The sequence below is a fragment of the Methanocrinis sp. genome (assembly GCF_049974945.1).
Taxonomy (GTDB): Archaea; Halobacteriota; Methanosarcinia; order Methanotrichales; family Methanotrichaceae; genus Methanocrinis.
This window is the reverse complement of record NZ_JBNGCU010000090.1, coordinates 1-6,630: the sequence shown is the minus strand read 5'-3', so window position 1 is coordinate 6,630 and position 6,630 is coordinate 1. Positions and strand designations below refer to the sequence as shown.

The following is a 6,630-nucleotide window of genomic DNA, read 5'->3' as shown; positions in this document are numbered from 1 at the left end:
AGATTCTTTGTGGCCTCGCCGATCACCTCCAGACTTCGAAGACAGGCTCTCTGTAAAACCTCGTCCTCCAAGAGACCCTGAAGCTCAAGACGCTGGTAGTGTTTGTTCAGGAACTCGGCTTCGTCGAAAATGTGCCTCAGAAAGACCAGATCCTTACCCAGCCCAAACCACCTCCCTTTCCACAAAAGGAGCGATGTGAGGGCTCAGGCCTCCGGTGGTGACGAGGTCCACCTCCCTTCCGAAGAGGTCTTGGAGGAAAAAGGCGAGGTCCATGAAGTTGTCGAAGGAGGGCTCCACAAACTCCACGAGGACGTCGACGTCGCTCGACTCCTTCTCCTCACCCCGAGCATGAGAGCCGAAGATCCCGATCCGCTTTACGCCGAACCGTCTCCTGATCTCGCTCTCGTGCTCTTTCAGGATCTTCAACGCCTCCATCCGCCTGTCGCCTCCAAAAAGCTCTCTCCGGCTTATTTTTTAGGCTTCTGAGTTATCTAACTTTTGACCCCGCACCGGCGTCTTCAGCCGCCTCCGCCTTTTTTCGCCTCCCCCCAGCGGGGGTCCTGCGCCCCCTCGACGCGGCCGCCCCGCGTCCCCGCGCCGTCGGGGGCGATCGACGGCAGCACCTTTATCCAGCCCAGACCACCTCCTTTTGAGGCTTTGAAGTCATCCGCCTTTTGACCTTATCGAGATCTTCGTTCACCGTGGCCCCATGATCAGGGCCAAAAGAAGAGTTGGCGAGGCGGGAGAGGGAAATGAAGGGGGATTTTTTGGGGACCTCTCCCGGCCTCAGATGTTTATCATGGTGACGACGGTGGGCCGCGCCCACCCCTCGGGCATCCCGGGCTTTGCGGCCTCACAGCCTATATCTTCTCCTTCGATCTACAAAAGGTCGAGGCTCGCGGGGCGAAAGTATTGGGGGCGAGGAGAGGTTGAGGTGGAGACGAGCCGATCCGGGTCGATTCAGTCTGCTCCGCTCTGCACCTCTCCGGCCCCCAAAAGCTATAAGGGCCCCAGAGGCATGGGCGGTGTGGCATGACGATCCAAAGACCGAGAGGGACGAGAGACTTCCTGCCCGAGGACTCCTTCAGGAGAGGCGCCGTCAGGAAGCGGATGCAGGAGATTTTGGAAGGGTGGGGCTATCGGGAGATATCGACCCCCACCTTCGAGCATCTGGAGCTCTTCACCGCGAAATCGGGGCCGTCGATCATCGACGAGATCTACGCCTTCAAGGACAAGGGTGGCCGCGACCTGGCCCTCCGGCCCGAGCTGACCGCCCCGGTGATGAGGATGTACGTCAATGAGCTCCAGACGGCACCAAAGCCCCTCCGGCTTCACTACTTCGGAAACTGCTTTCGCTACGAGCGACCCCAGCGGGGCAGGTTCCGAGAGTTCTGGCAGCTGGGGGCGGAGCTGATCGGAAGCGACCGGCCTGACGCCGAGGCGGAGGTGATCGCCCTCGCCGAGGAGCTGGTCAGAAGCACCGGCATCTCCGGAGACCTCCACCTGGGCTACCTGGGCCTGATCAGGGCCATGATGAGGATGATCCCCGCCTCCGAGAGGCCCGCTGTGATGAAGTTCATCGACAAGAAGGAGAGAGCCCTCCTCGACGAGAAGCTCCAGGAGATCGGGGCAGACCACCTCGGCTTAATCGAGCTGATCGACCTGAAGGGAAGACGGGCCCTCGATCGGGCGGCGGAGATGGCCGAAGACCTGGCACGAATGTCTGAGGATGCCGCCCCCGAAGTGAAAAAAGCGGAGGCGGAATCTTCCGAGGCCGCATCCTCCGACACCGGAGATCGGGCCGCAAGATCGGATCGGGCAGCGCCCACTGACCTGGATTTCGCCCACTTCTCGGAGCTGGTGGACCTCCTTGCGGCCTACGGGGTCGAGGCTACGGTGGACTTCGAGATCGTTCGGGGCCTTGAGTACTATACCGGGACCGTCTTTGAGATCTACGCTTCGGGCCTCGGCGCCCAAAACCAGATCTGTGGAGGCGGGACCTACCAACTCGCGGGCCTTCTGGGGGGGCAGGAGACGAGGTCGACGGGCTTTGGGATCGGGTTTGACCGGATCATGGAGATAGTCGCTCTCGACGAGATGCCGCCTGCGCCCGTGGCCGTCGTCTTCGTCCCTCAGGTCCGGTCCGAGGCGGTCAGGGCGGCAAAAGAGCTTCGCTGCGGACTCTCCGTCCCGGTGGTCCTGGACGTGATGGGCCGGGGGCTCGGAGCCCAGCTGAAGCAGGCGAGCAGCATCGGCGCGAGCTTCGCCGTCATAATCGGCCCCAAAGAGGTCGAGGAGGGGAAGCTCACCCTGAGGGATATGTCGACTGGATCTCAGGAGAGCCTCGCCCTGAAGGAGATAATAGAATTGCTGGGATAATAGACCGCCCGATGATCGTGGAATAATGTGGACAGGTGATAATTGCCGCGAGCCTTGGGCGAGGGCGGCGCAAGCCCCAAGCTCAGCTTCCAGCCGCCATCTCTCTCGACCGACCCTACGATGAGAGAGGGACACAGTGCTGATTGGGGATTCTTAAACGAAGATCAGAGCAGCCCGAGGTTCTCCAGCTGGACCCGCACGATCTTGACGCCCTCCTCGCACTCCTCGGGCGACTTTCCTCCGGTAACCACCAACTTTCCAGAGCTGAATATCAGGACGACCACCTTCGGCACCTTGATCCGATAGACGAGGCCCGGGAACTGCTCTGGCTCGTACTCGATATTCTCAAGGCCGAGGCCGAGGGCGATGGCATTGAGGTTCAGATCGGTCTTGAGGTCGGCGCTGGCGACGATGTTCTGGACGTGAATCTCAGGGTTCAGGTTGACGTCCTCAAACCCGATCGACTTCAGGGTCTGGGCCATGTTGGTTATCACCGTCCTCACGTCCGCGACGTTCTTGGCGCCGGTGCATACCACCTTTCCCGAGGTGAAGATCAGAAAGGCCGCCCGCGGCGATTTGACCCTGTAGACGAGCCCTGGAAATTTCTCCTTGTTGTATTCGGCGCCCTCCAGCTCAGACTCGATCTTGATCAGATCGAACTCCTCGGCGAGCTTGGTCGAGGCGACGACGTTCTCTATGTTGATGGTGGACTCCATAATCACGTATCTCCGCAAATCCCTTTTTAAACTGAGGGTATATAAAGTATTGCGGAGTTGACAGAACGCCGGAAGGCGCCGGGTGCCATACCCGATATCTGTCCCCATCTTCGACGTGAGGAGGGGGCTCAAAGGGTCCCTGATAGGAAGAGACGAAGACGAAGTTGACGAAGAGAAAAAGAGAAGCCGCCGATGGGATTCGAACCCATGACCTGCTGATATATCGGGCTTTTCGCCTTACGAATCAGCCGCTTTACCGGGCTAAGCCACGGCGGCACCAACCAGGCCCACCCGGCATATAGCGGCAGTTCTCAATTTAAGCGTTGCGATCCGTCTTCGACTGCAGCCCATCGAGGATCAGGGGGCCTCGGCCAGCCTTCCGACCTCCTCGGCCAGACTGGGCAGAAATATCCCGATGTCGGTCACCAGGCCGATGGCCTGGGCCGTCCCCCGGTCCATCAGCTTCGTCACCGTGGAGGGGTTGATATCGACGCAGATCGTCTTGGCCCGGGAGGGGAGGAGGTTTCCGGTGGCTATCGAGTGGAGCATCGTCGCCATCATGATCACCATGTCCACCCCCCGGAGGGCCTCGAACATCGCCTTCTGAGCCTCGACGGTATCGGTGATCACGTCGGGGAGGGGGCCATCGTCCCTGATCGATCCGGCCAAAACGTACGGAATCCCCCGCTTGATGCACTGGTACATGATCCCGCCCTTCAGTTTGCCGTCCTCCACCGCCTCGCGGATGGAGCCGCTGGCTATCACCTCGCTGATGGCGTAGATGTGGTTTCGGTGGCCTGCGGAGGTCAGGTTGCCTTGGGGGTCCATCCCCAGGCTCGTCCCGAAGAGCTGCCGCTCGATGTCATGAACCGCGAGGGCGTTTCCCGCCAGGAGGACGTCGATGTACCCGTCCCGGATCAGCTCTGCCAGGGCCCCCGCCGCTCCGGTGTGGATTATGCCGGGACCGCCGACCACGGCGATCTTCCCTCCTGCCCTCTTGGTGGCCAGGATCTCCTCTGCCAGCTGCTTTATGATCTCACCGGAGGGCCTCTCCGAGGAGACCTCATTGGACATGAACTCGAAGAAGGTCTTCTCCCGAGGCCTCTCCGGCGGCACCACCCTCACTCCGGCGGTCCCGACGACGACCATATCGCCCTTCTCGATCTGGCCGATGGGAACGCAGATCGCCCGACCCTCCTTCACTATGATCAAGCAGTCCATCTGAATGTCCTCCACCTCCAGCCAGGCACCATGGTGACGGACGTAGGTGAGGTGGTTTGTGGTGGAGTAGAAGCCCCGGGGCACGACCCGGTCCTTGGGCGCGATCTCGAGGTGTACGTCCTCCGCCTCGATCACCCGGGCGCCGAGAGGGTGGAGCGCGAGAAGGATCCGGTCGAGATGATCGGCGTCCTCTCCGGAGATCGCGATCTTCACATAGCTCGTATCGTGCTTCTTTTTGCCCACCTGGAAAGTCTTGATCTCAAACTCTCCGCCCATGCTCATTATCTTGTCCAGCGCCTTGGTGAGCGTGAGCGAATCAATAAGGTGTCCTTCCATCTCTATATCGCAGGTTTCGCTCATGGTGACCATCCCCTAAGGTCGATTCTGATACCCTAATAACAATTCCGTTCGGATCCGCCTACCAGAGATGCCCCTCGATGACGGACTCGGTCTTGTCGTTGGTGCTCATGACGAGCCTCTTGATCTTCACCAGGTGACCGCCGGGGGAGACCCGAGGCGGATCGAACGCGGCCCGAACCCCCATCCTTCGTAAGTGCTCCTCGAAGTCCTTCGCCGTCTGGAGGTCTCTGACCAGAATCTCCACCTCCTGGACGATCGGCTCCCCGGCCATCTTCGCCTCCACCGTCTCCCTCATGGACGAGAGCATGCTTCTGCCCAGCCTCAGGCACCTCTCTTGAAACTCATCCTCGGCCTCAGACCACTCCACCGCCTGGAACCCCTCCCGGACGACCCGCGAGAAGAAAAAGTCCAGGCCATAGTCGTTGTAGTATCGAAAGGCGAACTCGAGGTCTCTGCAGTTGCTCTCGGAGCTGGTGTACTTTATGGGGCTCAATAGGTTCGCCGGATCTTTGATGACGACCCCCTCCCTTCCTTGGGCCCCCAGATCCTTTATGATCTCCTCGATCTCCGCGGCGGCCCCCTCTATCCCGAACTCACCGAAGAGGCGGACCGACCTCATCCCGTACTCCTCGGCGAGGGCGTGAGTTGCCGGAGAGCCCTCCATCTCCCTCGCCCCCTTCCGCGATACGTCGAAGAGGTAGAAGTCCATCGACTCTGTGGGGTAGACCTCCTTTGGTACGTAGGGGTTCTTTGGGCCCACCATCTCACCACAGAGGACGATCTCTGGATGGTCCGCGAAGATCTCTGGAGAGATCTGATCGCGAGCAACTTCGGTCGAGTAGGGGCAGATGAAGCCGCCCCTGGTGAGGGCGACCGTCTCTCCCCCGACGTTTGCCACCCGGACGTTGTGGCCGTTCATCTTCTCCTCGACGAGGACGCCGTCAGAAAAATGTCTTCTTATGGCGGGCTCGAGCATCATCGCCCGCCTTATCTTGGGGTAGCCGTAGACGATCTCATCCCTGTCGAAGACGACCGTCCCGGCCTCTATGCCGGAGACGGCCTTGTCGAACCTCAGAAGCCGGGGCGCTGGCCAGTCGGAAGATCGGACCACCCGTCCGAGCATCCGTTCCATCCTCTCGGCCGATATCCCCAGCCTCTCTGCCACGGCCCCAAGGCTCATCTCTGCTTCACCAGGTAGTCGAAGAAGCACCGCCTGGTCAGCATCCCCACAAGCTCGTTCTTCTGGTTTAAGACCGGCATCCCGCCCAGGTCCTCCTCCAACATCTTCTTTCTCGCCTCCTCGAGAGGCGTGTCGATGTAGATCGACTTTACCCCCCGGCTCATCACGTCCGAGACCAGGAGGTTCTTGACCCTGGGATCCTGCTGGCCGCCCTGAACCAGGTCTCTGAAGGCCCGGAGGGACTCCGCCACGTCCCGTTCGGATATGATCCCCACGAGCTTGCCGTTCTCCATCACCGGAAGCCTCCCTACGTCCCGGTCAAGCATCACCCTCCGGACATGGACCAGCCTATCGGAAGGGCTGGCGGTAAGAGGAGTGCGCATGGCGTCGGCGGCAAGCCCCGTCATCCTGAGGGACTTCATCATGTCCTTTGGCCTCACCCAGCCCAGTATCTCATCTCCCTCCATGACAACCAGAACCGATGTCTTCTGCAGTAGCAGGACTGCGTCCTCGACCTTCATCTCGGGATCCGCCTTGATCACCGAGTCCGAGACCGCGGAGGCGACATGGAGTGAGGTTGCGGGCAGGCCCAGCCTCTGCCTGGTCCCCAGAACCCTCGTGATCTGCCTCATGGTGATGGTGCCGCTGAGCTTGCCGTCGTTGGTGACGAGAAGCCTTCGAAGATCGTGCTTCTCCATGACATCCAGAGCGTGGGCGATCCTCTCCGACTTGTCTATAGTCACCGGCGTCGACATTATCTCCTTTACTGACATT

7 protein-coding genes and 1 tRNA gene are annotated in these 6,630 nt (G+C 60.5%); 2 read left to right on the top strand and 6 right to left on the bottom strand.

Going from position 1 to position 6,630, the window contains the following annotated elements; all coding sequences use genetic code 11:
• Positions 1-153: 153 nt before the first annotated feature.
• Positions 154-435 carry a nucleotidyltransferase family protein gene (locus ACP5EL_RS08485; RefSeq protein ID WP_428402077.1) on the bottom strand — a complete coding sequence of 94 codons (282 nt, stop codon included), beginning with the start codon at positions 433-435 and terminating at the stop codon, positions 154-156.
• Between the two features lie 274 nt (positions 436-709).
• Here ACP5EL_RS08485 and ACP5EL_RS08480 point away from each other — a divergent pair, with 274 nt between their 5' ends.
• Positions 710-1,036 carry a hypothetical protein gene (locus ACP5EL_RS08480; protein WP_428402076.1) on the top strand — a complete coding sequence of 109 codons (327 nt, stop codon included), beginning with the start codon at positions 710-712 and terminating at the stop codon, positions 1,034-1,036.
• Positions 1,033-2,379 carry a histidine--tRNA ligase gene (gene hisS / locus ACP5EL_RS08475; RefSeq protein ID WP_428402075.1) on the top strand — a complete coding sequence of 449 codons (1,347 nt, stop codon included), beginning with the start codon at positions 1,033-1,035 and terminating at the stop codon, positions 2,377-2,379. The genes ACP5EL_RS08480 and hisS overlap by 4 nt, the downstream gene beginning before the upstream one ends.
• A gap of 164 nt (positions 2,380-2,543) precedes the next feature.
• Here hisS and ACP5EL_RS08470 read toward each other — a convergent pair whose 3' ends face one another.
• The 5 genes from ACP5EL_RS08470 to ACP5EL_RS08450 all read right to left on the bottom strand — a co-directional run.
• Positions 2,544-3,098: a TATA-box-binding protein gene (locus tag ACP5EL_RS08470; protein WP_428402078.1), complete on the bottom strand. Its 555-nt coding sequence runs from the start codon at positions 3,096-3,098 to the stop codon at positions 2,544-2,546.
• Between the two features lie 181 nt (positions 3,099-3,279).
• A tRNA-Thr gene (locus ACP5EL_RS08465) sits at positions 3,280-3,371 on the bottom strand.
• A gap of 81 nt (positions 3,372-3,452) precedes the next feature.
• A complete protein-coding gene (locus tag ACP5EL_RS08460) occupies positions 3,453-4,676 on the bottom strand; it encodes a TIGR00300 family protein (RefSeq protein WP_428402074.1) in 1,224 nt (407 codons plus the stop codon).
• A 58-nt stretch (positions 4,677-4,734) separates the two neighbouring features.
• On the bottom strand, positions 4,735-5,856 hold the full coding sequence (locus tag ACP5EL_RS08455) for an RNA ligase (RefSeq protein ID WP_428402073.1): 1,122 nt from the start codon (positions 5,854-5,856) through the stop codon (positions 4,735-4,737).
• A partial coding sequence (locus ACP5EL_RS08450; protein WP_428402072.1) for a CBS domain-containing protein occupies positions 5,853-6,630 on the bottom strand: 778 nt, incomplete at its 5' end. The genes ACP5EL_RS08450 and ACP5EL_RS08455, both read right to left, overlap by 4 nt.